The 25,532-nt window shown below is 45.0% G+C and carries 27 protein-coding genes and 2 tRNA genes; 12 read left to right on the forward strand and 17 right to left on the reverse strand.

Features of this window, described 5'->3' with window-relative positions; genetic code table 11:
- A complete protein-coding gene (locus tag QW597_04210; protein ID MEM0155790.1) occupies positions 1–1,440 on the reverse strand; it encodes a leucyl aminopeptidase in 1,440 nt (479 codons plus the stop codon).
- Between the two features lie 71 nt (positions 1,441–1,511).
- On the opposite strand from QW597_04210, the gene QW597_04215 reads away from it, so the two are divergent.
- Complete coding sequence (locus QW597_04215) at positions 1,512–2,471, forward strand: TIGR00269 family protein (protein MEM0155791.1); 960 nt, start codon at positions 1,512–1,514, stop codon at positions 2,469–2,471.
- Between the two features lie 139 nt (positions 2,472–2,610).
- Positions 2,611–2,685, forward strand: a tRNA-Ile gene (locus QW597_04220).
- A gap of 445 nt (positions 2,686–3,130) precedes the next feature.
- Here the strand turns inward: QW597_04220 and QW597_04225 are convergent.
- Positions 3,131–3,400, reverse strand: a complete 270-nt coding sequence (locus QW597_04225) for a hypothetical protein (GenBank protein ID MEM0155792.1) — start codon at positions 3,398–3,400, stop codon at positions 3,131–3,133.
- Between the two features lie 859 nt (positions 3,401–4,259).
- On the opposite strand from QW597_04225, the gene QW597_04230 reads away from it, so the two are divergent.
- Both QW597_04230 and QW597_04235 read left to right on the forward strand, forming a co-directional pair.
- Complete coding sequence (locus QW597_04230; GenBank protein ID MEM0155793.1) at positions 4,260–5,048, forward strand: sulfite exporter TauE/SafE family protein; 789 nt, start codon at positions 4,260–4,262, stop codon at positions 5,046–5,048.
- A gap of 387 nt (positions 5,049–5,435) precedes the next feature.
- Entirely contained in the window at positions 5,436–5,804 is a 369-nt protein-coding gene (locus QW597_04235; GenBank protein MEM0155794.1) for a DUF2203 family protein, read from the forward strand.
- A 47-nt stretch (positions 5,805–5,851) separates the two neighbouring features.
- Here the strand turns inward: QW597_04235 and QW597_04240 are convergent, their stop codons facing one another.
- The 4 genes from QW597_04240 to QW597_04255 form a co-directional block, all read right to left on the reverse strand.
- Positions 5,852–6,307: a hypothetical protein gene (locus QW597_04240; GenBank protein MEM0155795.1), complete on the reverse strand. Its 456-nt coding sequence runs from the start codon at positions 6,305–6,307 to the stop codon at positions 5,852–5,854.
- A 54-nt stretch (positions 6,308–6,361) separates the two neighbouring features.
- Complete coding sequence (locus QW597_04245) at positions 6,362–6,877, reverse strand: GNAT family N-acetyltransferase (protein MEM0155796.1); 516 nt, start codon at positions 6,875–6,877, stop codon at positions 6,362–6,364.
- An 18-nt stretch (positions 6,878–6,895) separates the two neighbouring features.
- Entirely contained in the window at positions 6,896–7,225 is a 330-nt protein-coding gene (locus QW597_04250) for a transcriptional regulator (protein ID MEM0155797.1), read from the reverse strand.
- A gap of 96 nt (positions 7,226–7,321) precedes the next feature.
- On the reverse strand, positions 7,322–7,543 hold the full coding sequence (locus QW597_04255; protein MEM0155798.1) for a hypothetical protein: 222 nt from the start codon (positions 7,541–7,543) through the stop codon (positions 7,322–7,324).
- A gap of 83 nt (positions 7,544–7,626) precedes the next feature.
- Here QW597_04255 and QW597_04260 point away from each other — a divergent pair, with 83 nt between their 5' ends.
- From QW597_04260 to QW597_04270, 3 genes are all read left to right on the forward strand, one after another.
- Entirely contained in the window at positions 7,627–9,075 is a 1,449-nt protein-coding gene (locus tag QW597_04260; GenBank protein ID MEM0155799.1) for an RtcB family protein, read from the forward strand.
- Positions 9,072–10,106: an amidohydrolase family protein gene (locus QW597_04265; GenBank protein ID MEM0155800.1), complete on the forward strand. Its 1,035-nt coding sequence runs from the start codon at positions 9,072–9,074 to the stop codon at positions 10,104–10,106. Before QW597_04260 ends, QW597_04265 begins: the two co-directional genes overlap by 4 nt.
- Before the next feature lie 173 nt (positions 10,107–10,279).
- Positions 10,280–13,240 (forward strand): CARDB domain-containing protein, encoded by a 2,961-nt coding sequence (locus QW597_04270; protein ID MEM0155801.1) that lies wholly within the window; start codon positions 10,280–10,282, stop codon positions 13,238–13,240.
- 53 nt (positions 13,241–13,293) lie between these two features.
- On the opposite strand, the gene argS is transcribed toward QW597_04270, so the two are convergent.
- The 7 genes from argS to QW597_04305 are packed head-to-tail and all read right to left on the reverse strand — an operon-like array spanning position 13,294 to position 20,795.
- A complete protein-coding gene (gene argS / locus QW597_04275; GenBank protein ID MEM0155802.1) occupies positions 13,294–14,952 on the reverse strand; it encodes an arginine--tRNA ligase in 1,659 nt (552 codons plus the stop codon).
- 19 nt (positions 14,953–14,971) lie between these two features.
- Positions 14,972–16,258, reverse strand: a complete 1,287-nt coding sequence (locus tag QW597_04280; protein ID MEM0155803.1) for a hypothetical protein — start codon at positions 16,256–16,258, stop codon at positions 14,972–14,974.
- Positions 16,255–17,085: a shikimate kinase gene (locus QW597_04285; GenBank protein ID MEM0155804.1), complete on the reverse strand. Its 831-nt coding sequence runs from the start codon at positions 17,083–17,085 to the stop codon at positions 16,255–16,257. The genes QW597_04280 and QW597_04285 overlap by 4 nt, the downstream gene beginning before the upstream one ends.
- 1 nt (position 17,086) lies before the next feature.
- Positions 17,087–17,905 carry a shikimate dehydrogenase gene (locus QW597_04290; protein MEM0155805.1) on the reverse strand — a complete coding sequence of 273 codons (819 nt, stop codon included), beginning with the start codon at positions 17,903–17,905 and terminating at the stop codon, positions 17,087–17,089.
- Positions 17,902–19,038 carry a 3-dehydroquinate synthase gene (gene aroB / locus QW597_04295; GenBank protein ID MEM0155806.1) on the reverse strand — a complete coding sequence of 379 codons (1,137 nt, stop codon included), beginning with the start codon at positions 19,036–19,038 and terminating at the stop codon, positions 17,902–17,904. Before aroB ends, QW597_04290 begins: the two co-directional genes overlap by 4 nt.
- A gap of 33 nt (positions 19,039–19,071) precedes the next feature.
- Positions 19,072–19,848 carry an ABC transporter permease gene (locus tag QW597_04300; GenBank protein ID MEM0155807.1) on the reverse strand — a complete coding sequence of 259 codons (777 nt, stop codon included), beginning with the start codon at positions 19,846–19,848 and terminating at the stop codon, positions 19,072–19,074.
- Positions 19,845–20,795: an ABC transporter ATP-binding protein gene (locus tag QW597_04305; protein ID MEM0155808.1), complete on the reverse strand. Its 951-nt coding sequence runs from the start codon at positions 20,793–20,795 to the stop codon at positions 19,845–19,847. Before QW597_04305 ends, QW597_04300 begins: the two co-directional genes overlap by 4 nt.
- 82 nt (positions 20,796–20,877) lie before the next feature.
- Here QW597_04305 and pdxT point away from each other — a divergent pair, with 82 nt between their 5' ends.
- Both pdxT and gcvT read left to right on the forward strand, forming a co-directional pair.
- The gene (gene pdxT / locus QW597_04310) at positions 20,878–21,471 is read left to right on the forward strand and encodes a pyridoxal 5'-phosphate synthase glutaminase subunit PdxT (GenBank protein ID MEM0155809.1); all 594 of its coding nucleotides are present in this window, start codon (positions 20,878–20,880) and stop codon (positions 21,469–21,471) included.
- A gap of 11 nt (positions 21,472–21,482) precedes the next feature.
- Positions 21,483–22,568, forward strand: a complete 1,086-nt coding sequence (gene gcvT, locus QW597_04315; GenBank protein MEM0155810.1) for a glycine cleavage system aminomethyltransferase GcvT — start codon at positions 21,483–21,485, stop codon at positions 22,566–22,568.
- 19 nt (positions 22,569–22,587) lie between these two features.
- On the opposite strand, the gene QW597_04320 is transcribed toward gcvT, so the two are convergent.
- Positions 22,588–22,899 carry an NfeD family protein gene (locus QW597_04320; GenBank protein MEM0155811.1) on the reverse strand — a complete coding sequence of 104 codons (312 nt, stop codon included), beginning with the start codon at positions 22,897–22,899 and terminating at the stop codon, positions 22,588–22,590.
- A gap of 113 nt (positions 22,900–23,012) precedes the next feature.
- On the opposite strand from QW597_04320, the gene QW597_04325 reads away from it, so the two are divergent.
- Positions 23,013–23,084: transfer RNA gene (locus QW597_04325), tRNA-Ala, on the forward strand.
- A 33-nt stretch (positions 23,085–23,117) separates the two neighbouring features.
- Here the strand turns inward: QW597_04325 and QW597_04330 are convergent.
- From QW597_04330 to QW597_04340, 3 genes are all read right to left on the reverse strand, one after another.
- Positions 23,118–23,693, reverse strand: coding sequence for a hypothetical protein (locus QW597_04330; protein MEM0155812.1), 576 nt, complete (start codon positions 23,691–23,693; stop codon positions 23,118–23,120).
- A 17-nt stretch (positions 23,694–23,710) separates the two neighbouring features.
- Complete coding sequence (locus tag QW597_04335) at positions 23,711–23,863, reverse strand: class I SAM-dependent methyltransferase (protein MEM0155813.1); 153 nt, start codon at positions 23,861–23,863, stop codon at positions 23,711–23,713.
- A gap of 258 nt (positions 23,864–24,121) precedes the next feature.
- Positions 24,122–24,391, reverse strand: a complete 270-nt coding sequence (locus QW597_04340) for a hypothetical protein (GenBank protein MEM0155814.1) — start codon at positions 24,389–24,391, stop codon at positions 24,122–24,124.
- 122 nt (positions 24,392–24,513) lie between these two features.
- Between QW597_04340 and QW597_04345 the strand changes: the two genes are divergently transcribed.
- Complete coding sequence (locus QW597_04345; protein ID MEM0155815.1) at positions 24,514–25,050, forward strand: hypothetical protein; 537 nt, start codon at positions 24,514–24,516, stop codon at positions 25,048–25,050.
- Positions 25,034–25,474 (forward strand): putative toxin-antitoxin system toxin component, PIN family, encoded by a 441-nt coding sequence (locus tag QW597_04350; protein MEM0155816.1) that lies wholly within the window; start codon positions 25,034–25,036, stop codon positions 25,472–25,474. Before QW597_04345 ends, QW597_04350 begins: the two co-directional genes overlap by 17 nt.
- Positions 25,475–25,532 lie beyond the last annotated feature (58 nt).

A 25,532-nucleotide genomic window follows, 5' to 3' on the forward strand; every position in this document is an offset into this window, starting at 1 on the left:
TCACTGGCTGGATTTCGCAAACTCTACCAGCAGCCTTGTTCCGAAACCCGTAGCACCTTCTCCCAGATATGATCTTTTCGTCGATTTCTGCTGCTTCCAGGCAGTCCCTGCGATATCCAGGTGAACCCACGGTACATCGCCAACAAAGTGGCTGAGAAATGCTCCTGCTGCTTCTGCTCCAGCCTGCCTTCCGCCTGAGTTCTTTATATCCGCCACATCGCTCTTAATCTGTTCCTTGAATTCATCATCAAGCGGAAGTGGCCATAGCTTCTCCCATGAATTCTTTGAAGCTTCAGATACCTTTGCCTGCAGGACGCCGTCGTTTCCCATCATTCCGGCAATGTTATTCCCCAGTGCGACAATGCAGGCTCCAGTAAGCGTTGCAAGATCTATGACTGAGGATGGGTTATACTCCTTGATCCCATATGCCAGTGCATCTGCCAGAACAAGCCTTCCCTCGGCATCTGTGCTGATGACTTCAGATGTAACGCCGTTGTAGTGTCTCAGGATTTCGCCCGGCTTGTATGATCCTCCGCCCGGCATATTTTCAGTCAGCGGCATAAGACCGATGATATGGACTTTGATCTTCAGTTCCGATATGGCTTTAATCGCTCCAAGCACGGCAGCTGCACCACATTTGTCAAATTTCATCTCTCCCATGCCTTCTGCCGGTTTGATTGAAATACCTCCGCTGTCAAAGGTGATTCCCTTTCCCACAAACATAATTGCGGGCATTTTTGGATCTCCGTACTCCGCTATGAGAAGCTTAGCAGGTTCATGTGCTCCTCTTGAAACTCCTTCCAGCCCACCCATTCCAAGTTTTATGAAATCTTCTCTGCCCAGTGCAGTTACCTTCAGACCCTTAATTTCTCTAAGATTTTTCTCGAAAACGGAGGGGGTACCCACCGCTGACGGTAGATCGGAAAGATATCTTGTCAAGTTCGTCGCTCTTCCCAATATAATCCCGGTTTCAACTGCGCCATCTATACTTGAATCTGAAAGGATTCTGATTTCATCGACGCCTTTTTTCTTTTCTGACTTGAATTCATCGAAAGAATACATGGTGAGCTCTGCGATATAAGAAACTTCCTTTGCTTCCTTCTCAGCGGTATCCATTCCGGGCAGCAGGATTCCAATATTCCTGTATTCCTTGGTGGAAAGTTCACACAGTGCAGAAGATACTGCCATTCTCAGTGCCTCCAGTTCATAACTTTCCTTCTTTCCAGCTCCAGAGACAAGTACGGCTCTCACGGCTTTCGCGGACGGTAGAAGCAGTGTTTTCCCCTTTTTGGGTGAGAATCCCAGTCTCTCTGAGTGAGACCTTACGCCGAGTCCGTCCATAGCCTCGCTGGTGGAAGCTGGCTCAAAGTCTTCAAACTTCAGGCAAACGACCGCGTCGAGGCCTGCGTATTCCTCTGATTGTCCTGTGGTTACATTCATGATACGAAGAGCCCAGCATCAAGCTTAAAATTTGCGTCACCTTAATTAAAATGAATGGAATGTGTCGGTATATGCAGTGTTCACTCTGCGGCGGAAAGGCTGTCTACGAAGCTAAGTATAATGGCACCTACCTTTGCCGGCACCACTTCAGTGATTCCGTAGAAAGAAGGTTCAAGCATGAGCTCCCAAGGCAGATCGACCTCAGTAAACCTGAGATAAAGATATCTGTTGCAATTTCCGGTGGGAAGGACAGCTCTGTAACCCTGTACTTGTTGAACAAATTCCTGGGTAAAAGAAAGAATGTCTCATTGACCGCCTTCACCATTGATGAGGGCATCGCGGGATACAGGAATTCAGGGCTGGAATCTGCGAGGACTCTTTGCAGTGATCTGGGGATTTCTCACAGCACGGTTTCATTTGAAGAAGCCTTTGGCAGGACCATGGACGAGATTGTCAAGATTGATGGGAAGATCACACCGTGTTCACATTGTGGTCCCATGAGGAGAAAGCTCATGAACCTTCAATCCCTTGTAAACGGCAGCGACTACGTTGCTCTTGGTATTAATCTGGATGACTATGCCCAATCTATTCTGATGAATGTCGTTAAAGGAGATTACGAAAGAATGATAAGAATGGCACCACACAAAATAAAGAAAGATGGGCTTGTAAGGCGGATTGTCCCATTGCGCCGGGTTCCAGAGAAGGAGGTGGCACTATACGCAGTCCTTAATGGAATCAAGTTTGACGGGGGATGGTGCCCGTATTATGAAAGGGCCCAGAGAAATATCTACAGGGATATAGTGACAGACCTGGAGGAAAGAACTCCTGGATCAAAGTTCGCCATCTCGAATTTCCTTGATGAGCTGAGGGATCATGTCGCGGATAACAGGTTACCAGCAGAAATGAAGAGATGTGTTAGATGCGGGTCGCCAACAACTGGAGAACTATGTGCTGTGTGCTCCCAGATCGAAAACATTGATCTGGTTTTACCTGAGAATGAAGCGGAAATGAATCAGAAAAGATCGCGATAAGTTGGGACGCCTGCTGGCACCGAACCCTCCTGCAAGAAGATTTAATTTTCATTAGAAAAATGCTGATTTTCGAAATATTTAATACAAACATGAATATTTAGATTGGCTTCGCCATACGTTCTGGATCGCTTGCTTGTAAGGGGCTGTAGCTTAGCTTGGTTAGAGCACCCGGCTGATAACCGGGAGGTCACCGGTCCGAATCCGGTCAGCCCCATTTAGAAATGTAAGCAAGTCCGCTAAAAACTTCGGAAACCACGTAGGAAGTTTTTTTATCTCATGGATAAAGTAAAGCTTCAGCACGCATGTTGGGCAAGGGGTCACAGGCATAAAAAGAAGTATGCAAAACACTCTCTGGATTGACAACAAAGCAGTCGAAAGGCGGCAAACCTGCCGAGATGATAATATACAGATCTAATGAGTAAAAATACCTATTGGATCTATGCAGGAAGTAGTGCATAACTGAGTCCATATTGTAGTTAAGAGCATGTAGGAGTTTGTATTCAAAAGGCCGTCATACTATAAATTAGGAATATTTATTGCTTCTTCAGAAGTAGCATGTAATGTTCGCTCACTCCTATAGTCTCAGGTTCTTCACAAATACTAAAGTGTATGCTGAGCCACTTGTTCCATCTAATTTTATTCTTCCTTAATTTGGCAATCTAATTGCCTCTATAAGATGCAAAGTCTTCAAACGCCGTCTTTGCCAAAACCTTTACATCGCTTCTGAAAAACCCTCCGAATTCATTTGGATTTAAGCCATGGAAGGGCATGAAGCCAAACCCACCGGAGTAATCTCCGGTACTTGCCCATTTGCGTATATAATTGGAATCCAAATCCGCTTGATAAATGCTAACGGTTCCACCAAATAGCATAAGACGTCCTATTACGGATACAAAGATATTTTTATCATGCCTGGCTATCCTTTTCAATTCTTTAGCTGCAGCAGTCTTTTAACATTAGACATAATATGCGACATAGATCCGTCTAAGCATACAACAGCATCATACTGAGCGTCTTTGATCATATTAAGGTCCTGGCGCAAATCCTACGTATGCGCCTTTAAGCTCTGAAGATAAACCTTCGCGTTTGAATCTTGCTACCAAAGACCTTATGTTCTCTTCTACTTGATCCACTGCCATTATGTCATAGCCTTGCTTGGCAAACCATAAAGAATATCTTCCAGCCCGCATCCTATGTCCGCGATCAAGCCATGTTTAGCAGATATTCTTTCATGTAATGTACTGTTGTGGTATACTCCATTATCCCAGTGCTTTTAGTAAGTCTATTCCATTCGTGTTCAACACTAGTGGAGTAACCTTTTATAATCTCTTTCTTGTACTCGTTTATTTGCATAGCCACTCAAGCACTGTTTTTAGTTCAAGCACAGTATCCCATACTACAGATATTTTTTAAGATGACTTTTTGCCTCGTTAATCCATCTCTGATTGTTCTTGAGATGATATTCTGTCCAACCTAATTCATTATTGCATTTTTTGTGTAAGATGCCCAGGATGCAGCCAGCTATGTGGCTCATAACTGCCCTGCCATCTTGATGTTGCCTTTCTCAACAACCTGTCCATTTCTTCCTTATTTGGGACTCCCTCGTTTTCCAAGGTAAGATAAAGATTTTCCCCCTGTTAAGATTTATATATGTATCGCCCTGTGCACAGTGACCCGTGATTTTAAGGGATAAATCCTTAAGTTTCCAGATTTACACCGTCTGGGAAATGCCTAGCATAAACATATGTATTGAGGTCAGATATTCTGTCATGGAACAGGTCAGAAATAATGTATCCGCTGACTGATTTGCAGATTATATACTCAATAATTTCTGGTTTCTTGGTTGGTTTCACTCTGGGTTTAATAGGCGGTGGTGGATCAATACTTGCAATTCCACTTCTAATATATTTTGTCGGTTTTGATCACCCTCATATGGCGATCGGTACCACTGCACTCGCTGTTGGAATCAATGCCTATCTGAATTTGATTCCCCATACTCTTAAGAAGAATGTGAACTACAGCATCGGCACCATTTTTACCATACCCGGAATAGTAGGCGTTCTCATAGGGTCTGAACTAGGGCTTTTAACTCCTGGAACTTATATTCTTTTCTTCTTTGGTTTCTTGATGATAGCTATCTCAGTATACATGCTCAACAGAAAAGGCGTAGAAATGTCCACTGCACAGAGATTGGATTCCATCTCCTATCCAAAGCTCGTATTTGTGGGACTTCTGGTAGGCTTTGCGTCTGGATATTTTGGCATAGGCGGCGGGTTCCTCATCGTCCCTGGTTTGCTGTTTGGCGGCGGCCTTAACATAATTCAGGCAGTGGGAACCTCTCTGATGTCTGTTGGAACATTCGGTATAGTGACGGCTATCCGTTATTCGATCGGTGGTGAATTGGATCTTCTGATCAGCGGGTTCTTCATCGCTGGAGGGGTCGTTGGAGGTTGGATGGGTGCAAGATTCGCGAGCAGGGTTCCAAAGAGAAGATTGACCCAAATGTTTGCTGTCATCGTCCTAATAGTTGCAATCTACATAATTTACCAGAACTATACAGTAGTATTGCACTTCTGATCGGTAATTACATTACTGCAATATGGCTTAAATTTACCTCAGTGCAACGTTGCAGGGGTTTCAATCTGTAAAGGGTATTTGCCTGCAAGTACAAGAGCCACTTCCAGATCGTTGATCCTGATGATTATCATGGCTATACTGGAAATCCAAAAGTAAAATAATACCCTTAACGCCACTGTTTTAGATTTTGCATCTCCGGAAACCAATACTGTTCATATTTACCTGCAAAGTTTAGGGTGTTGGACCTGAGAGAGGACACACTTTACTGAGGTCAGTAAGTTTCCTGGAGATTAGATTACCCGAAAGAACTGTCAGATCAATTCCTGGCATGATAGAAGTGTGATCGGTTTTAAATGCAGGGTTAGATTCGCAGATTGATCAATAAGCATGGCTGCCGAAATCTTTTACGATCTTACAGGTGCCAGAAAAACTATGAAATGGCTTAGAGGCCAGATAACCGAGATCAGGAAGCTTCTACGCATGGGAGAGGAGGCCATGTCCTCTTATGATCTTGACTCAGCAGACACCTACACGCGGAATATGCAGGACATACTAGACCGGATCAAACGGAAGAAGATTATCGTAAGAGACCAGGCGTTCACCCTAGTTGATTTTCCAGCGCTGATCAATGATATGCCAGCCTACCTTTGCTGGAAAGAGGGAGAGGATGATGTGACATACTGGCACTATGCGGATGAGGGTTTTGCGGGAAGAAAAAAAATAACTGGCGAAGAGAAGATCCTCAGCTATCTCTGACCTTTCAAGGGTTACTGGATTTAATCTTTTACAAAACCCTGGCCTGGTTATGTTTGGGGTGAATTAAGATATTCTACTTTTATCTGCCAGTCTCTCTTGTTCTGTATTACTGAGGCGGTTAGGCCGGAAGATCTTATGATTGAGAGGTTCCTTTCGGCTTCAGCCTCGGACTGACAGTGAATGAAGAGTGAGTCAAAACCTAGTTCCGGCATTTCTGACTGGTTTCCGAGTATAGCTCGTATCCTGTCTAGGGATTCTATGAAACTCCTCTCGTCCACATGCATTTTCCCTTCCCTTATTCGGTCTATACCTCTTTCCCTCAGGCTCTTATAGATGAGACTGTTGATCTTCCCGGAGATCTGTCTTCCGGACGGTGTGGTAAAACCAGTTGCTGACATGAATGCACCAAATATAAGGGCAACTCCGCCAACGATAAAAGAGCGTGCGAGAACTGCGTACACACCGATAGCCAGTGCGGCTATGCCCAGTGCCGTTCTATACAAATGCACATCGACCATAAATAGAACCTGTCTAAAAGCTTTATGAATGTGAGTCTTTTAACCAATCCAGTAGCTCATAAGGACATCATCGACATAATTCCCGTCTATTATGAACTGCTTCTCCTTGTTTCCTTCGACGATGAAGCCTATTTTTTTATAGACCTCTATTGCCCTTGTATTAGTTGAGAACACCTCAAGCCAAATTTTCTCTATCCCCTTAGACTTTGCCCATTCTACTGCACTTTTTATCAATCTTGTACCGTGCCCCATTGACCTGTGGTTTTTCTTTATGGCTATTCCCAGGGAGGCCGTATGGTGGTTTTTCTTGAACATGCCTCTTTGGAGAGTCAGGACGCCCACGATCTCTGGTCCATACTCAAGAACCAGCGTAAGGTCCTCAATGTTCCTGAGCCTGTCCTGCTCGCCCCTTTCAGTGAGCAGATAATATTCACTGACCAAGAATGTGTGCTCATCCATTACAGACTGCATGCATTCAATTATCCCCTTTGCATCCGATATCCTTGCTTCTCTTATTGCATATTCCTGTGGATCGATTGATTTCTTCCTAAGCATCTTACAACACTGACAGCCCTATTTTTTAGACAGCATGTTCTTCAGAGTCTGGTGCAGGTTGTTTATCTCCCCCACAACTTCTTCAGATTCGGCTAAAACGCGTTCTTTGTTTCCCACGAATTCAGGAGATATTATGGCTCCTTCCTTAGATGCGAGAATTATGTTGTCATGCTCAAGCATTCTGAGGCTGTACCGGATCTTATGTCTTGGTATGCCCGTTTCCTGTGAGATCTTTATGATGCCCTGAGGTTGTTCCTTAAGAAGATTCTCGATAATTGATATGTGTCTTCGCAGGTTTTGTATGTCTCTTCTGATTTCCCTGAAAATTGACTGGCCTTCCTCGACCATGTCCCTTCAGTTTAAGATGGAATATTAAGATATTGCCTCACCATTTGTCCTTCCATTGCCGTTCATTTAAGGGCTTACTTGTACTGTGAATACTGTCTACGGATAAATCTTCTTTTCCCCGTCAAAAATTTCAATTTCACCAGCAGTCCCAACAAGCTCCCTTATTTTGGAATCCCGCTGGGAAATGTATTCATCGAACCTTTCAGGGTGCTTTGACTGGGCTTTAATCTTAAGTGCATTTGATCTGAGTGATGCCTGCAGTTTTATCTCAAACTTCTTCCTTTCTTCAAAAATGGTCAGATTAATGGTCTTCACCATCGGAGAATTGATTCCGGTTCACTTAATAAAAGTTTTCCGAAAACACCAAATGGTTATTTGAAACGTAACCATGGTCCAGCGTTATGCAGATCGACCTGGTCAAGGAAAACGAATTCACTTACAAGATACCTGTGCAGAAGGAAAGAGGCATGAGGGTACCCGGTATAATTTATTCAACTGAAAAAATGATGGACACAATGAGGGATGATCCCTCACTGGCGCAGGTCATGAATGTTGCTACACTTCCCGGCATCGTCAAGGCTTCAATTGCAATGCCCGACATTCATCTGGGTTACGGTTTTCCCATTGGCGGGATCGCTGCGTTCGACAGTGAGACGGGCATCGTTTCTCCTGGAGGCGTGGGATATGATATCAACTGCGGTGTCTCGCTGATGAAGATAAACGTATCATATGGAGAAATTTCTCTGAAAATGAAGGAAGTTGTTGATGCCGTGTTTCAGGCCGTGCCTTCGGGCATGGGATCAAATTCCAGGATAAGGATAGGCAAAAGCGAAATGGATGACATATTGCAAACTGGGCTGAAGTGGGCGCTGGAAAAGGGATATGCAACTTCAGAAGATATTGAATCCACCGAGGAAAACGGAACAATGGAAGGATCTGATCCTGCGGACGTTTCAAGCGAGGCAAGATCTAGAGGGATGAAACAAATTGGAACTCTAGGAGCAGGGAATCATTTCCTCGAAATTCAGAGAGTACAAGAAATCTTTGACGGAAGTGTCGCATCCTCATTCGGTATAGAGTCCGAGGGCCAGATAACTGTTATGGTGCATACAGGGTCAAGGGGCCTCGGCCATCAGGTTGCCACTGATTACCTTAAGAGACTGAACGAAAGTGTTCCTGGTCGGGTGATATGTCAACATGACAGGCAGCTCATTTCGGCAGAGATCAACTCAAGAATTGGCCAACAGTATCTCTCGGCGATGAAGGGAGCAGCGAATTTCGCTTTCGTAAACCGCCAGATCATACTTAGCAGGGTCAGGGAGGTCTTTGCGAAGGTTCTCGGAAGACCGGAGGATGATCTGCAAATGAAGCTTGTATATGGGCTCGCGCATAATATAGCAAAGGTCGAAAAACACACAGTAGACGGAGAAAAGATGATTCTCATGGTTCATCGGAAGGGTGCCACCAGAGCTTTTCCCGCTGGCGCTCCTGGCGTTGGCGCCAGATTCATGAAAACCGGTCACCCCGTTCTTGTACCGGGGGACATGGGAAGCGCCTCGTACGTGATGGTTGGAGCAAAGAAATCACTCGACGCAAGCTTCGGATCATCCTGCCATGGCGCAGGTAGGCTATTGAGCAGACAGAAATCCCTGAGGAATTTCAGCGATACATATGTGCAGGGAAAACTGTCCGCGGCCGGCGTCATCGTTAAGTCAGCCTCCAGGAGGGTACTCATTGAGGAAGCCCCGGGAAGCTACAAGAACATAGATGAGGTAGTATCGGGTGTTGTCGGAGCTGGCCTCGCAGAAAGAGTGTCGAGGCATGTTCCGGTCGGTGTGGTGAAGGGATGACTGTCAGGAATGCTAAAACTATCTCTGGAAACATATTCTGGGAAGGGGAATTCCGGAATGGAACGATTATAGCTGACGGGGGCAGGCTGGTATTTGAGGAGGGAGAATCTGCCGAACATAACACCATTCTTCCTGCCCCAGTGAATGCACACACCCACATTGGAGATTCATTTATAACTCGCGAACCGACAGGAACACTTGCTTCCATAGTCGGACCCGGTGGGTTCAAGGAAAACGAACTTGGAAGAGCCAGTTCTGGTACAATTGCTGCAGGTATGCGCCGTACCATTGACTACCTGAAAAGGATCTGTTCCCCGGTGATCATAGATTTCAGGGAATCGGGGGCAAGCGGTGTGATGGCAATGAGAAGCGCACTCACAGATTCCGTAATGCCAATAATCCTTTCCAGAGGTTCAAGCAGTGAAGAGTTGATCTCTTCAATCAGGATTTCAGATGGTATTGGCATAAGTTCCGAGAAGGATCTTGACCATTCCCTCATAAACCAAGCCTCAAAAATTGCCAAGGACAACGGCAAAATATTTGCCATCCATGTGAGCGAAGTCGAGAGGGAAAACATGGACTATGTCATATCCTTACAACCAGATTTTGTTGTTCATGGCATCAATGCATCAATAGAAGATCTTGAAAGTCTGGCCGATAGGAAAATTCCCTTGGCCATAACACCTCGGTCCAATTATTTTTATGGAATGCGCCCAGATTATTCACTTATGACAGACAGCGGCATTGAAATGATGCTTGGAACAGATAATGCCATGATAACTGCACCTGATATCTACGCTGAGATGGATTTTCTCTATCGGATCCAGAAAAGCGTCAACAGAATCTCTCCTGATGACATAATTAATATGGTATTCATGAACCCATACAAGCGCCTTGAAAGGTATCTGTCTGAGCAGTCGCGGTTATTCCTGCAGTTCCCCCATGTAAGAATATCAAGTTATGAAATAGTTACGAGAGCAAGCCAGTTTGAGAAGAAATTAGTCAGGATATCGGACGTTACTCACTCATAACCTGTTCAGCTTCCACTTTTAAGCTAACATATATTTCCGGTAATATCCTGACCAGTCTCATTAACAAATAAAAAACTGGTATAGCGGTGATTCTGCAGGAATGAATTTCCTGTCTGACACAAACTTTTATAAGAAAAAATTTCCTTAGCCCTTACCGCAAGAGGAAGATTAGAGTGAAAAAGATTCAGGTACTAGCTGTATTCGTAGCAATTGCAATGATTGGAAGTGCTTTCCTGGCCATGGGTTCGGCCGGTGCAACCAGTCCACAGACAGGTTCTCTCAGTTTCAGGATATTGTTTGTCGGCGGTGGAAACTCCGCGCCCGCGAACTCAAGCACTGTTGTAATGCTTGAGACCCCAGATGGGCACGTGCTATCAACACAGTATGGACCAACAGTAACGTTCAGCTCCCTGTATTATGGGAATTATTCGGTGGTGGTTCCGGCACAGTACCTCCCAGGTTTCTATGGAGCTCCGGTAGTGTTAAACCAATCTTACTACCCAGTTGCGCTTGATTCCAGCACCAACGGAAAAGCATTTACAGACACCCTATATGTTTCTCCAACGTATAAGGTGAATGTCTCCGTGAGCAATATTGCCTCCGGGAGCGCTTCCATTTCGTTCAGGAGTGTTCAGGGGTTCGCTTTCAAGAGCGTCTCCGTTACCGAGACAAATAATTACACTTTTGTCTATCTTCCGTCGCAATATTATGCCGTGTTAGGCTATAATGGAGCTACGTACGCGTTTCAGGAATTCAATGTTGGCCCCAGTGTCAAGCTCGATCTTCGATCGGGATCTCCGGTTTCCGGTTTTGTTTCCACCACAAATGGTGCAACTCTTTCACCGGTTGATGTAACTGTAATTAACGGGGCATACCACAATTACACCGTGTCCACATTCCCAGGAAGTACCTTCTCCGTTTACGAACCAAGCTGGTCTGGATATACACTGCTGGTAAGTTCACCTGGCTACAATGTCAGCAGCTATAGCGGATCAATGCTTACTTCAGGTAAAGTCCTCGATGTCATACTCCAACCTTCCAACAGCACCGTAACTTACAATTACAACCTGAGCCACAACCTGCAGTATCTTAACCTTACTGTAAAATACAGCATAACAAATGATACTACGATTCCCCAGTTTGCAAACGCCAGTGTCGGTTCTCTGTACTGGCAGCTTCTGCTTGATAAGGCCAGCTCAAGCAACATTGACAGATACGTTAACTCCACAATTGTCAATTATACTGCAAACACCTTCCTTGTGAATGGGGTATATTATTACATTTCGTCTCCACTAACCTTGTCTAAAGCTGTCCAGACCTTTAACGCGGGAAGCCCCCCGACCAATGGTTTCACAGCTGAGCTAACGGCACAGTACAAAAACATTAGCTCGATAAAGACCTCGATTTATAACGGCGCATTCAACATCAATGTTTACGCCATCGGTTCCCAGTATCAATATGGAAAGCTAGGTTACCAGTATAACATCACATATAACAATACGGGCATCGCCCTCAATTCATCTTCCTCCAGCAATGTCAGGCTCTCCAATAGCCCAATTATCATTCCGGCGCAGTCCTCCAGTGGCTTAGTCACCCTGACTCTGCAGCCCGTAAAAAATGCAACGGTTACAAACTCCCTGATACAGTTTCAGATAGCTGGAAAAATTGTAAACAATATATTGAACTCATCACAAGGCAATACTGTATTTGCTTCCCCTATCAATTCCCCTGTGACCATGAACGTTTCCAACGCTTTCTATAACCCAGTCACCGGGCGCGATGATTACCAGAATGCAATTTTCAATTGGGCGGTTGTTAATGCCACAGGCAAAACAACCAATACAAGTTCCAACATAATAACTAAATTTGCCAATGGAAATAACACCATCTACCTTAACTGGACAAGTGGCTCTGGGGCACATGGAAGCACGATGTTCTATGTCTACGGATCCTCTGGCAAACCCACTGTGGTTTACAATATAACCTCACAGGGAAAGACCATTGAAAATAATACGGCATCATCGTCGCCAGTCAAAATATTTGTGAACCAGACACAGACCACAGACTACTCTTCCTATTACTCACATCTCAATTTAACCGCGGGAGGCAGAACATATCAGGTCCCACTCAGCTTCAACTGGTCATTCCCGACGTCTGTAAGCCTTTCTGCCAATACAAGCTATGTGTTCCAGAAGCCCAACCTCACTCAGGGATACCAGTACATTTACCTTAACGTATCCTCTGTTTCTGGGAATGCTTCCATAGTGTTCGTAGTGACAGTTAACGATACGACTCCACCGGTACCTGTTGTAACAATAAAAAACCCTAAGGGGCAGGTTGTGAACAGCCCAATAGCAGGACAGAATATCACTCTTTCTGCGGCGTCTTCCTATGATCCATACTACAATTCCACATACTTCTCCAACCATCCCAGCCAGAGCCTCAACTATACGTGGAAAATAGAGAGTGCCAGTGGCACTGTACTTTCCCCGTCATCCACAACTTATACAAGCCTTTATGGCAACAGCCATTCAATGACCTGGAACGTTCAGTTTAACAACGTCAGCAGTGTTCGCATAGTCCTGTCAGTCAAGAATCCGTCACAGATATCCGGAGTGTCAAATCAGACCTACTCAATGGTTATCGACTCCCCGTACATCACGGTAAACAACATATATCAATTATCCGGCCTTCAGCAGGGCATCTCACACACCATATACGTGAACTTCACGAACACAGGTACAGTGACGGCTAATAACGTCACCATTGTAGTAACCGTGGGTGGATCTCAGGTGGCAAGCAAAACGTTCACATACCTGAACCTGACCCCAGGATCTTCCGCCAATGAAAGTCTGTCCTGGACTCCGAGTTCCTCTGGTTCATTCCAGATTGTTGCGGCTGGCCATGCAAACGGAGAGCCCAGCTTCATGACCTCCCTCGGAGAGATGACAGTGTCCGCATCCATAGCCACTTCTCCATACACTACGCCGCTTATAATAGTCGGAGTTATTGCTGTCATCGTAGTAGTAGGGTTCGTGTATTACAGGATATCCTCAAGGGGAAGCAGAACCACGGCGATAAAGAAGAGAGAAGATCAGAAAAAGCCGCCTCAACCCCCAGAGAAGAAGAAATAAAATTAGTACACTACCAACATTCTTTTTTTTTGTTTGAGGGTTTTGATATATATTTACATTTCATCAACGTTAGATATTCCTATTATTTTGCATGCGTCATCTAGAATTGTTCGAAACCCCTTTACAAGAGATATTCTACGGTTCCTGTCCTCCGTGGGAGAGTTTAGTACCGGGCACTGCGTGTAGAAATCATTGAACGCCTTTACAAGACCGAGAAGATAGTTTGAAAGCGTATCCGGCCGGAGAGTCTTTGCTGCCTCCTCCAGAACGTAAGGATAGAGATACAGCCTGTGAACAAGTGTCTTTTCCGCATCGTTGCTGAAATGCAGATCTGAAACATCGACCTTGTTTGTCTTCGCAAGTATGCTGGAAGCCCTGGTATGCGAATACATTATGTACGGGGCAGAATCTCCTTCAAAATTCAGAGCCTCACTCCATCTGAAGACCATGGCCTTCGAGGGATTTACCCTGATGATATTGAACCTGATTGAAGACCTTGCCACGCTCTCGGCAATGGTTCTCAATTTTTCCTCCGGAAGGTCCGTTCGCTTTTCCCTTACAATGGAGAGAGCTTCTTCCTCAGTACGTGCAATGAGATCCCAGGCTGATACTACATTTCCTTTCCTAGTGGACATTTTTCCGGTGTCAAGAGAAATGAACCCATAATAGACGAAATCTATCTGCTGCTTCAAGCCCATGAGGTTTTTCAGCACATATGTCAAGTGCTCGCCGTGGTTTTTGTGATCTTCACCCAAAACGTCGATGAAGCGATCAAAATTCAGAGCCTTGAACATGTGGTATGCGACATCCCGCGCAAAATAGAGAGAAGTCCCATCTTTTCTCTTCAGGAAAACCTTGGTTCCGTCTTCCATGGTGATGTACTTTGCTCCATCCTCGTCCTTGAGGTTTTCTGAGAGATCCTCCATTACGCGTTCGACGTCTCCTCCCAGAAGGAAATCTGACTCCCAGATATAGTCCTCAATGTTAATATCCAGCTTGAGCAGAGATTCCCTGATGTTATGAAGCATTATCGAGGCAATTTCCCTTATCTTCATTATAATGGATCTGTTTCCACTTTCATATTCAGACACCAGCTTGTTCACTTCTTTCGCGATTTCTGTGTCTTTCTCCATGTCCCTGTAGATATCCTGGTATCCTTTCAACAATGATTCTGGCGTCGCTATTTTGTTTCCATTTCTCAGGTAAGCATCATAGAGTGTGATCACCTGCTTTCCAGAATCGTTAATGTAATATTGGGTTGAAACCCTGTAACCGTACCGCTTGAGGAGCCTTGCAAGTGAGTCACCTATTATGGGGTTTCTCACCCTTCCAACGTGAAGGGGCCCTGTAGGGTTTGCGCTGGTATGTTCAACAAGTATTCTCTCCGGGTCCTGGAATGTGTCTGGATATTGACCGGTTCTTTCAATACTCTCTTGTATGGCTAAGAACATGCTTTCCGTACGCACCATGAAGTTGATATACTGTCCGGAAAGATCAATGCTTTCTATGTAATACTCTCGCTGAAGGGCCTCTTTCAACGTACCGTATATTTCCTCTGGCGTGGTCTTCCTGTCCTTTACGATCCTGAAAAGCCTGAGCGTGAAATCCCCATGTCCACTATTATCCAGCAGGAGGTCTTTTTCATTCATGCCTGGTAACAGGGAAGTAAGTGACTTGTGAAGCTTTGATTTAAAGTCTTCAAATAATAACACAGGCAATGATTAACGGTTTCTATAAAGCTTTTTTGACCTGCCCGTCAGTAGCGCCCTCTATCCCCACTTCTCGCAAATCTCTGATAAACCCGGGATAGCTCTTGTTGATGACACCAAGGTCATGAAAAAGGGTACGACCATTTGCGGCGACAGCCGCAATGATTGCACTCATTAACATCCGGTGATCAGAACCTGTATATTCCTGTGGTGTTTTCAGGCTCCCTCTAGCTATTGACAATGATCCGGAGAGTGACGTTACGCTGGCGCCAAAGAGCTCTCCCATCTTTGCAATTCCAGATAGTCTGTCCGATTCCTTTGTCCTCAGGCGATCAGGATTCAGGATGGAAATACCATTGGAAGAGAATATACCAATCACGCCTGCAGGAGGGCAGCTATCAGGTACTTCAGAAGCATCTATGCTGATGGCATCGTACTCTGAGGTGGCGGCTATCACTTCGAATTTCTCGCCAGATATTGTTTTTATTCCCCCCGCGGAATGGGCAACAAGAAGATCGAGTGTTTTCCTGTCTGCCTGCAGGCTGTCTGATTTCAGCCCAAGTATTTTGATTCCAGCATCAGATGAAAGAGATCCAAGAACCACAGGAAAGAGCGCTGATGAGTAATCTCCTTCGATCCAGAACTTCCTCGCCGGCGATCGTCTCCCGATATATTGATATCCTTCGCAGCTCGATAATACCTCATATCCAAACTGCTTCAGCGCGTCCACCGTGATTTTCACATATGAAATCGAAACGGCATTCCGGGTCTCCAGATACTGGTCACTTTCCGTCAAAGAATTGAAGAGGATCATGGAGCTGACAAACTGTGAGCTAACAGACTGATCCATCAGCACTTTGGCCGGGTGTCTCCCGGTGGCGTCCATCACTGTGAAACCGTCCTGCTTAATGGTGAAGCGCACCCCACATTCCGAAAGACCTCTTATCAGGGGATCTATTGGTCTCATTGCCAGTCCAGTAGACCCCGTGAATTCCGTCCTGCAGCCCATGGCAGCCAGGACACCTATTGATAGCCGGTACAGTGTTGCCGATTCTCCAACATTCACCTTCACAGGACATTGAAAGTCCGGATCGATAATGACCGTACTACCCTTCAGGGTGACAGTTGAGCCGCAAGACCTCGCGAGGTTAATCGCAGCATTTTCATCATCGCAGAACGATATATGATCCAGGATCACCTGTTCACGCCCAACCATTGCCAGGAGGATCATCCTCTGAGAATAGCTCTTGGACGATGGGACTGTAAGCGATCCCCTTATCTCTCCATGGAAAAAGCTCATTCCAGTCATAGTTTTTCGACTCTCATTCCCTCGTCAGTGAAAGTCGTTTCCACGCACTTGAAACCTGTCGATGGAGGAAATTGGCTGATAGCGTCATCCTTTCTTTTTCTATCCTGAAACACAGCGAAAATAGCTGGTCCTTTGCCACTCTGTGAGACAAACCTCGCACCCATGTTCCTGAAATATGAAATGATATCGCCGTTCAGACCTGTGTATTCACCCACGAACATGCCGTTCAGAGTTGCGGCTTCAAGAATATAGCCGCCGGAAACAAGTTTTTTAAGAGGCTTCCAGGACTCTTCTGCCCTTTTCATCTCTCCTGTATCAATAGACCTGGTTTCCCTGTATTTCTCGGGGTTATACGCAATTGCAAGATACCCGGCCGGTGCCCTGATCCTTTTCAGGATCTTCATTGTCCTGTTGTTGGTGAGGCATGCCCCCCCATAGTATGAAGAGCAGAGATCGTCGTATGCCCCTGTCAGAGAAGTGCCATTTACTAGGGACGCCTGAGCCGATAATTGAAGGAGTTCAGTTTCCGAAATCTTGATGTTGTTTATGGACAGGAAACCAGCTACTATAGCCAGAGTGAAAGCGCTACTGCTCTTCAACCCCTGTGATTGCGGGATATTGCTCTCAATAGTGAGTGACGGCGTCTGGGAGCCGGGATATTTTGCGCTAATAAAATCAAGCGTCTTCCTCGCTTCTCTTGATATCCCGTCCGGCGAAAGAGACAGTGAAAATCTCACACTGAGATCCAGGCCAATCGCAGCAGATGAACCCACTTCCTGAGAAAAAGCGGATATAACTGATATACCGCCGTGGCATCTTACTTCCACTTCACTCGTAACTCATTACCTCTCTGAGGATTTTCCTGACATCATCCAGGTTCACTTCGTTTCCGAAAAGGATCTTCATTGTTTCAAAGGCTTGGTACACAAAAAGATCTTCACCAGTAACGATCCGGGAACCGTTGGCGGCCATCCGGGAGAGGAATTTTGTCACTGCCGGATTATAAACCACGTCTATGCCTATCTTCGCACTGTCTATGGTACGATCGGTGAAGGGACTCGCAGAAACCTGCGGAAAAGTACCTATGGGAGTGCAGTTGATTAGGACGTCGTACTGGTGAAGTGACGCCTCAGTCATGGATATGATTTTACTAGCCCCTGTGACTGGGGTTCCGGCAAGTTCCTTTCTCGCGTTTCCTGGTTCCCTGGAGGCTACATGAAAGGCTTCCGGCCTGGATGTGTTGAGGATGTGAAACCCCACCGTCCTGAATATACCACCAGTGCCAGCCACGAGGATGCGTTTTCCGTTGAAATCCAGATCCCTCACCGCAAAAGAAAACCCAGCAAGGTCTGTATTATAACCGACGGCTTCTCCGTCTGTAATCCTGACCAGATTCACTGATCCTATTTCCCGCGCCTTAGGGTCCATAGAATCCAGATGCTGCAAAATGGGAATCTTGTGCGGGGCAGTCACATTGTATCCGCAGAAGTGTTCCCTGGAAGCCTTAACGAAGATCCCCAGCTCCCTGCTCTTTATATCAAGGGATGCGTAGAAAGCGTCTATATTGTGTTCAGAGAAGATGCGGTTAAAAATAGCGGAACTTTTTGAATGGGTGATTGGGGACCCTATGACACCGCAAAGCTTCATATGGATGTTCTCGCGATAGACTCATTGCTGTCCATATAGGACCGGATGTGGCTCCTTATGGCTTCCTGATCGATGGATACGTCCGTCATCACGCCAAAGTCGGATGGTATTCTCATGGCTATTCTGCCGTCTGTCGCTTTCTTATCGTTCCTGATGAACGATACAAGGCTATCCAGGCCAAGCGATCGCAGCTGTATTCTGGGTATGGAATACTTATTCATCAGCGCGGTAAGGGAGGATCTTACTGCCCTGTCTGTCAGTCCCATCGTCTCTCCCATGTAAAGTTCCACAAGCATACCGGTCGCGACTGCAATTCCGTGATGGATCGAATTCTTGGATACGGATTCAATAGCGTGGGCGATGGTATGCCCAAAATTCAAGTCCCTTCTTTCACCATGGGTTTCTCTGAAATCCCTCGAGACCCTGTCAGCTTTCAGTTTTAGAGAGAGAGATATCAGTCTCTGCAGCTGCTCGCTCTTCTGCAAACTCTCAAGATCGTCAGCATTTTCCAGAAGATTGAGCATGGTGTGGTCTCCGATGATCGCGTGTTTGACAATTTCTCCAAGGCCGTCTCTTATGGTATCCGGTGGTGAGGCCCTTACAAATTCCACATCCACTATGATCTCCTTAGGATTGTAGAATGTTCCTATGGCATTCTTCACTCCGGAGAAATTGATCCCGTTCTTTCCACCGAGACAGCTGTCAGCCTGAGACAGAAGCGTGGTCGGAATCGCCATGAGGTCAATTCCCCTCTTGTATGTAGATGCCACAAAACCAGCTATGTCACCGACGGTTCCCCCGCCAATGTATACAAGCAAGGAATCCCTGGGTATCCCCCTTTCTATGAGGACTCTCATGATCTTCTGGTAGTTTCTGATACTCTTCAGCGCCTCCCCATCATTCAGGGTTATCTTTGTCAGCTCCCCGCGAATTGACTTCAGTTTAGGAATGGTATCGGAGAACAATTCTTCCACAGTTTTGCTGACCATCAGCACAACATGGCTGTATCTGTCGACCTCGTCGACCATATGAGAAACGGTTTTTTCTCCAACTATCAGGGATATTTCATCACCATTAACACTCAGAATGGAGCGCTCAGCATTACCCGTAATCTTCCAACACCCGTGTATCAATAATATAAGGAAATATAATTTTTCGTATCTGCCTCATGTTCCTGGTTTTATTCTGCCGTATAGGGGCATGGATATGGCAAAGAAAATGACAGTGAGAGCCAGAACCAGCTCGAGATCGAACATTGTGCTCGAGGTAATGCCAAACACTGTGGCGTCTCGCAGGATGTTTGAAACATAGCTGAGAGGGTTTGCATCGGACAGGATCCTCAAGGGTTCTGGTGTCAGGCTGGTCACGCTATAGAACGCAGTACTGGCAAAATCGAGTATAAAGAAAAGGAATATTGTGATGGTCTGATATGCCTGCATCGTTCTGACAAGAATGGATAGTATCAGGAAAATGGATGAGAAAAGTATGGTGGCTAGCGTGATGGTGAGGATGACTATCCAACTGTTGGCCGCAGTGATCATGAGATTCCCCGTGGTGAAGTATGACAGAGCAACCATAATGAGGCTCCCCGCAAGTGAGAGAATCACTCCAAGAAATACTATGCCGAGCAGATAATCAGATCTCCTGAACGGTCCGGTCATGAGCTGTTCAAACATACCCCAGCGCCTGTCTGCCCATAGCATTCCACCCCCGATGTTTCCGGCAGTAAAGGTCTGAATGGCAATGATGCCGGGAGCAACAAAAACTGGGTATGATATCTCTAATGTTCCCACTGGAATGGCATGGATGAGTGATTCAAACATATTTCCCATCACCAGCAAGTACAGAGCTGGCAGCCCGAGTAAGAAAACGAGCGTGCCCGGATCTGTGTTTACGAAAAGGTTTCTTATGGTCAGCCTCACAAACGCAGGCATCCTGATCATTTGCTGACCACTTCCAGAAACACGTCGTCAAGGGTGGATTCCCTCAGGCTGATCCTGTCTGCCCTCAGGCCCTTGCGGTTCAGATAGAGTATCAGGTTTTCAAGAACACGGTCCATGTTCTTACCCACCGCCGTGATTTTTGATCCGTCCAACCTGAATTCGCGTGATCCTGAAAGATCGTCCACACCTGAAAGGAGATCCTCCTTGGTGATCTCTGAATGGTTTGATACTTCTACTTCCAGCGTCTTAAGTTGGCCAAAATTCTCCTTAAGATATTGGGAGGTGCCTTCTGCAAGAATCTTTCCTTTGTCTATGATGGCTATCCTGTCACAGAGATAATCCGCCTCCTCTAGAATGTGTGTGGTGAAGAATACCGCGAGCCCGTCTCTTGCCCTTTTTGCAACATAGTCTAGAATTCGGCGTCTCACTATGGGATCCATACCCACGGTCGGCTCGTCGAGAAACAAGAGGTCCATATCGTGCAGGAATTCCCTAGCCACCTGCAGTTTCTTCTTCTCACCACCAGATATTTCAAACGCTCTGTGTTTCCTGATCCTTGCCAGGTCGAATAGTTCGATTAACTCTTCCATCCTTGCAGACAGCGTTTCTGATGGTACCTGCCAGAGCATCCCGTAAATTTTCATATTCCTCTCAACAGAGGCAAAATCATAGGATTCGTGCTGTGCAACAACGCCTATGCGCTTCCTTATCTGGGTCGCCCTGTGCACGACATCCATACCCAGAACCTTGACAGAACCCGATGTCGGTGGGACAAGGGTCGTCAGAACTCTTATTGTGCTGGTCTTTCCTGCACCGTTTTTTCCAAGGAATCCGTAGACTTCGCCCTTCTTCACATGAAAGGAGATGTCGTCAACGGCGTTTGGTCCCGATCCGTAATTTTTAACGAGATTGTCCACAGAGACTGTATAATCGTATTCCTGATCCACGTTCCCTTAGAGTCGGCGGGAATATAGTTGTTTTCTCCAGACATGTGAGAAAACGAATAATACGAGCTTCAGATACTGACAGGTGAAAATTGGTGTGCTTGGTTTCCAGGGGGATGTTCAGGAACACGTGAACGCTCTTGAAAGGGTCTTTTCCTCCAGGGAGGGTTCCATCGTTCAGATACGGAAGTCAGGTGATCTGGACGGCCTTTCCGGGTTAATAATTCCAGGAGGGGAGAGCACCACAATTTTCAAGCTCATCAAGATGTATGACATATATGATAAAATTGTTCGCCTTGCAAAAAAGGGAATGGCGGTGATGGGCACCTGTGCCGGCCTCATAATAATATCAAGAGAAACAAATGATGATCGCGTAAAAGGGATGGGTATCATCGATGTTGAAATCATGAGGAATGCTTATGGCAGGCAGATAGATTCATTTATTGAAGTTGTTGACATAAAGGGAATTGGCAAATTTCCCGCTGTGTTCATAAGGGCTCCCATAATTGAAAGGGCAGGGAATAGTGACATAATGGCAGTGTATGGAGGAAGGCCCATTATGGTTCGCGGGGAAAATATCCTTGGACTGACATTTCATCCGGAACTCACTGAGGATCTGAGGATCCATGATTACTTCGTCTCCATGGCGGAGAGAGGTGGAGTTCCAGTGGAACTTTAGAAGGTGGTAAGATGAGAAGAACATGTCTGTATGAAGAACATACAAAACTTGGTGCAAAGATGGTAGACTTCCATGGATGGGAAATGCCGCTGCAGTATACCAGAATTCTTGAAGAACACATGGCTGTCAGGAAAAACGTAGGTATATTCGATGTTTCACACATGGGAGATATTGTAATTGAAGGAAAAGACGCTGCAAAATTCGTTGACTATATTTTTCCAACGAGAGTATCAAAACTGAATAATGGCGAATCCCTTTACACAGCGTTTCTGAATGAAGATGGGATCATAATCGATGATACAATAGTAAACAGAATGACTGAGAACAAATTCTTCTTTGTTCCAAATGCGAGTACAATAGATCTCATATATAATTGGGCTGTGAAAAACAGCAAAGGATTTGACATCAAACTGAATAACGTATCTTACGATATAGGATGCATAGCAGTCCAAGGTCCAAAGGCTGAAGAGATCATAGAAGGAACGAATTATCATTTTCCAGAACAGTTTAAATTCTCCTATGAAAAATCCAATCATATGAACAAAATAACTGGAAAAAATGATCTAATAATATCTGGAACTGGGTATACTGGAGAAAGAGGGGTTGAGATTATTGGTAGCAATGAGGATATTGTTCACATATGGCAGTACCTCATAAAGAAAATAAAGGAATACAACGGTCTTCCATGTGGTCTTGGTTCCAGAGACACACTTAGGATGGAAAAGGGCATGCTCTTATCTGGCACTGATTTTTCAATGAATCGTGATCCATTTGAGTGTTCTATTTCATTTATTGTTGATGAAGATCATAACTTTTTAGGAAAAGAAAAACTTATGAAAAGGAAAGTCTCAGATATGGAAATTTTCAGGGGATTTGTTCTTGAAGACAGGTCAATTCCAAGAGCTGAATGTATTGTGACATTTGGTGAGAAACAAATTGGAAAGATAACCAGTGGAACACTCTCGCCGGTGCTTGATAGAGGTATAGGACTTGGGTTTGTTAACAAAAAATATTCTAAAGCAGGAAATGAATGCCAAGTAAAAATACGGGATGCAGATCACAGGGGCATCATATCAAGGCCAAAAATAGTTCCATAGGAAGTCTATCCCCCCCTCACTATTTATCATATTTTGAAATAATGAGTTTGAGCCCTTTATTACCTATTATTTTGACTTTTTCATCAACAGAGAAAGTATCTGCTTCAGAAGGTATCGCACTCCATATCTGGGAATCGTAAGATATCTCGTATTCGTCATTTTTCACAGTCTTAACAACAGCCAATTCTCCAACCATGGACTCCTTCCCTGTATATGGGCCATGACCAAATGGGTATCGAACAAAAAGCCTGCCTAGCCACGCCCCTATGAAGAAGAATAATATTGCAACAAGAATTATTGTCAGGTCAAATGTGGTATTGGAAACAGCCATAACCCTCAATTGTAATCTATATTAAATATGTTATTGGATATAGAACAATCATAGAATTGACCAGATAAATTATTACGAATTATTTTATACGGTCTGGAGTTATAACCGAAAAAGGGCCGGTAGATCAGCGGTAGATCGCCTGCTTTGCAAGCAGGAGGCCTCGGGTTCAAATCCCGACCGGTCCATCACTCCTTCTCTGATAAAGATTATTAGCAGGCTTATGCATTCACAGGATGATTTAAGGTACCCGATAAGTGAAGGTGCGACTCATTCTTTTTTTCCAACATAAGGATGTGCACGCTAGCCCTTACAATTTCCGGCTCGGTACAGAATGCATGGTGCATTCTCATCCAGTTGTCCCACGCCTTCTTGTTTTTGTTGAGATCGTTGATCCCCCTTTCAGACGGAGTTTCGAGTCCTTCAAGTCCCGCCATTGCCATCACTCTTGCACCAGTGGATGAGATGAATTCCTCTTTTAGCTCCGCTGGAGAAAAATAATGACAATAATAACAGGTTACCCAAGTTCTATCTTCTCCTCTGGCTGCAAGATTGATGAAGTTGTTAGTTCCAATATCATCCGGCGATTTGTTTAGAAGTAGCGCAATTCTACCATACCTGTCCATTACTGAGATGAAAATGGTGGCCACGTCTTTAGCGACCCTGGGTAATTCCACCATGGCTTTTTGCCAGTTTTTCTTCCCACATACTAAAAACAATGGCCCACCCAGACAAAACACCGCGTCAAAGGTGTTTGCGGCAATTTCCGAGAGATCAGTTATCGCGCCTTCAACCACTCGTTTGATCTTTCCGCTTACTCAGCTTTTTCTATCTCTTCTCTGTTAGCTTTCAGATTCTCCTTTGAGTAGTCCAAGAGAATCACATCACATCCACGCTTTGCAAGCGCTATGGTATAGATTCCCGTCCCACTCCCAGCATCAACTATCAGCCTCCTTTTGGAAGGCATCTATCCAAGAATCTGAAAGTGGTGTTGAATTCCAGGGAATGGTGTGGATCTATGTTAAGCAATTAGGTTCATGCTTCCAATGGCTAGAATAAAGATCCTCCCCACATAATCACCACCATGTACTCTTCTATGTGCGTAATTTCTGACACACAAGCATAGGAAAGCATTACCAATTCGGCTATTTTTTGCTTGTTACCGCGACCCACATGTTTTCAGGAATATTGACATTTATCGTTGTATCAGTCTCTGCAACCTAACCTACAGTGAGTTTGTAGTGAACCGAAACATAGAAGTCAACGAGGTCGAAGCCAGCATAGAATTTTCCATCCACCCATCCTCCAATCCATGCTGTCGCTTGAATGCTGTCCTGATCTTCTTGTTTATTCCTTCCGCTACGGCATTGCTTATGCTGTACCTGATGAGCCATGGCTTTTCCACGCCCTGAGCCTTGCAAAATGCCCCCGTCTCTTTCATAGGTGAGAACGGCCACATTCTCTTACATACCCACTCAAAATTTAATAGATCCATTTTTATTTATTTTAATAATGTTAGAATATATTTATAGCTTTGAGGAAGAACACATCCTGCCACCTCTTCGGACGTGCGAAAAGGTGAAGAAGTTATTATAAACGTTGGTGATAATGACACCTATGCAGAATTTGGACCTGCTCAAATTGCTTATTTACGCCAGAGGGTCCACTATGCGGGATAATGAGAGTATACCATCAAAAACTCACATACAGAAAGAAATGTTCCTTCTCCTGAAGGAGACAATTTTCTACAAGGTGGGTGGCTATAAATTCGTACCACACTATTATGGGCCCTTTTCCCGTGAATTGGACAGCGATGTTATTGAACTGGTGGCGTCTGGCCGTGCAAATGATGCGGATGGTTTTACCCTTACTCCAGATGGCTTCAGAGATGCTCAGAATCTCTGGAACAGTCAGGATCAGGCTCACAAGATGGCACTTTCAAGGATCAAAGAAAGGTATAACAGATTGACTTCGGAGGATCTCTTAGACTACGTGTATGGAAAATATAAGAAATATACTGTAAAGTCTGCTGCTATCCTCGAGAATCTTTATAGCTACTTCGACGCCTTTGCACTCGAAAACAATATTACAACTGATGATTTGGATAATGCATTTAACAGAATTAGGCATCCTGTAAATGAAAGTCGTAACTGATTCTAATGTATTTTTCCGTGCAATTCTTGGCAGAAAAGCCGGAACTGCAAGCAAAATGGTAATAGACCTGATCAGAGAGGGTAGGGTTGCATCGTACACCTGTGATGCCTTGATGGGAGAAATCGGAAGGATAGTTAAGAGTGACCCGAAGCTAAGTAAAATTGATCCTGTTTACTTTCGGCAATTCATGGATAATATTGACGGTTGGCTTAGCTACATCCCTATGAAAAACTTGGAACATGACCAGAAAATGCTTAACAGGATTGGAAATGACTGGTACCTTATAGCGATATGCAGAAGCATCAATGCTGACTTCATCATTACCTATGATAAGGATCTGATTTCGATGCAGAGCGAATTAAAAGACCATGACGACGTTGAGGTTTTGACTTCAGAGAATTTTATTAAAAATTACAGAAAATAACAACAATCACGTTTTCGCACTGATGAGGTGTAAACAGTCCATCGAAGGGGCTTCGTAC

The organism is Thermoplasmataceae archaeon, from assembly GCA_038729425.1.
Lineage (GTDB): Archaea > Thermoplasmatota > Thermoplasmata > Thermoplasmatales > Thermoplasmataceae > B-DKE.